General features: G+C 61.4%; 1 protein-coding gene and 1 pseudogene. One reads left to right on the plus strand and one right to left on the minus strand.

Annotation, left to right across the window (positions count from 1 at the left end):
* Positions 1-246, minus strand: a pseudogene (locus C5O24_RS13100) (N-acetylglucosamine-6-phosphate deacetylase); the annotation flags it as partial.
* 180 nt (positions 247-426) lie between these two features.
* Here C5O24_RS13100 and C5O24_RS13105 point away from each other — a divergent pair.
* Entirely contained in the window at positions 427-1,686 is a 1,260-nt protein-coding gene (locus C5O24_RS13105) for a TPM domain-containing protein (RefSeq protein ID WP_161553915.1), read from the plus strand.
* Positions 1,687-1,765: the final 79 nt, after the last annotated feature.

Below are 1,765 nucleotides of genomic sequence, written 5' to 3' on the forward strand. Positions count from 1 at the left end.
GTCGATAGCCTTGCGGAAAGCATCCTCCGTTCCCTCCATGAAGTCGCGTCCGCCACCGCCGTGGCAGTGGATCTCCACTCCGCCGGGCACAACGTACATCCCTTTGGCGTCAAACAGCTCGGCGCCGATCACCGCCAGATCGCAGTTGGTCACTTCAAGGATCTTGTCGTCGCGCATCAGCACGCTGCCATCTTTAAGCCATCCCTGTGGCGTCAGGATTTTTGCATTGATTATCTGAGTAAGCATGTAATGATTGGTATTAAGCCGCAAATTTAACCAAACAAATCCATGATTGGTAAACACTCCGCAGATTTTAACACAAAATATCACAACTCTGAAACAGCCGGCCGCCGCTTCGCTGCAAAAAAGCGATCCGACCGGCTATCAGCACGACAGTTTTTCGGATTTTTTGTCTATCTTCGCCGCATGAAACGGATCATGCTCACCCTGACGGCGATCACAGCCGTCATAATCACAGCCCTTGCGGCATACACGCCGCGTGATATACCCAACGTGCATCTGGCCGACCGCACGCGCTACGTATCAAACCCCGACGGAGTGCTTTCGCCGGCGGCCGAAACCCGGCTCGACTCACTGCTCGCCGGAGTGTGGCGGAGCACATCGGCCGAAGTGACGGTGGTGGCCGTCGACTCCATCGAGGGCGACGACATCGACTCCTTCGCCACAGAACTGTTCTCGCTATGGGGCATCGGCAAGAAAGACAACGACAACGGACTGCTCATACTCATAGCGCGGGCACAGCGGCGCGCCGTGCTCCGCACCGGCTACGGACTCGAAGGACCGCTCCCCGATGCCATCTGCGGCCGAATCATACGCAACGATATGGCGCCGCACTTCCGCAACGGCGACTACGACGGCGGCACCATAGCAGCAGTGGCCAGCGTGGCCGACCGGCTCGGCGCTCCCGACGTAGCCGATGAGATACGGTCGCGATACCCCAACGACTCGCGGACACCACGCCACGACGAGGACTACTCCGGACTTATCGACTGGCTCGCCACCATGGCGGCAGTCATGACAGCCATCGCACTGGCCATATACCTGTGGCGCAGCCACTCCACCCGCCGGATGCCCACCCTGCAGCGCTACCAGAGCCTCAAACAGACGCGCGTCCCGCTCCTGTGCCTCTCGGCTCTCGGCGTAGGAGTGCCGCTCATCGTCATATGGCTCCTCAACCGCAAGATGAAGCGCGTGCGCGACCATGCACGCAATTGCCCCAACTGCGGCAAACCGATGGAGAAACTCCCCGAAGACAAGGACAACGACTACCTCACACCCGCGCAGGACACCGAGGAACGCATCAACTCGGTCGACTACGACGTGTGGCTGTGCCGTGCGTGTGGCGAAACCGACATCATACCATACGTCAACGACCGCTCGGCCTACACCGTCTGCCCGCGCTGCAACGCCCGCGCATGCCAGCTCACAGCCGACCGCATCGTGATTCAGCCTACCGTCGCCCGAGAAGGTCAGGGAGTGAAGGTCTACACCTGCCGCAACTGCGGATTCCAGAACAACCGCCCCTATCGCATACCGCGCCGACAGCCCCCGGTAGTGATCATCCCGCCCGGAGGCGGCAGCGGATTCGGATCGGGAGGCGGATTCTCCGGCGGCAGCTTCGGCGGCGGCATTACCGGCGGCGGCGGTGCCTCCGGCGGCTGGTAATCCCCCGCCCCCACGCCAACAGCCGCGGAGGCGCCGGCATCAATGTAGGCCGGCCGCCGTCGAAGAACGCAAACCAATT

Source organism: Paramuribaculum intestinale (genome assembly GCF_003024925.1).
Taxonomy (GTDB): Bacteria; Bacteroidota; Bacteroidia; order Bacteroidales; family Muribaculaceae; genus Paramuribaculum; species Paramuribaculum intestinale.

Excerpts from the sequence above, each read along its gene's own strand:
- C5O24_RS13105 (WP_161553915.1), top strand. The coding sequence starts at position 427 with ATGAAACGGATCATGCTCACCCTGACGGCGATCACAGCCGTCATAATC.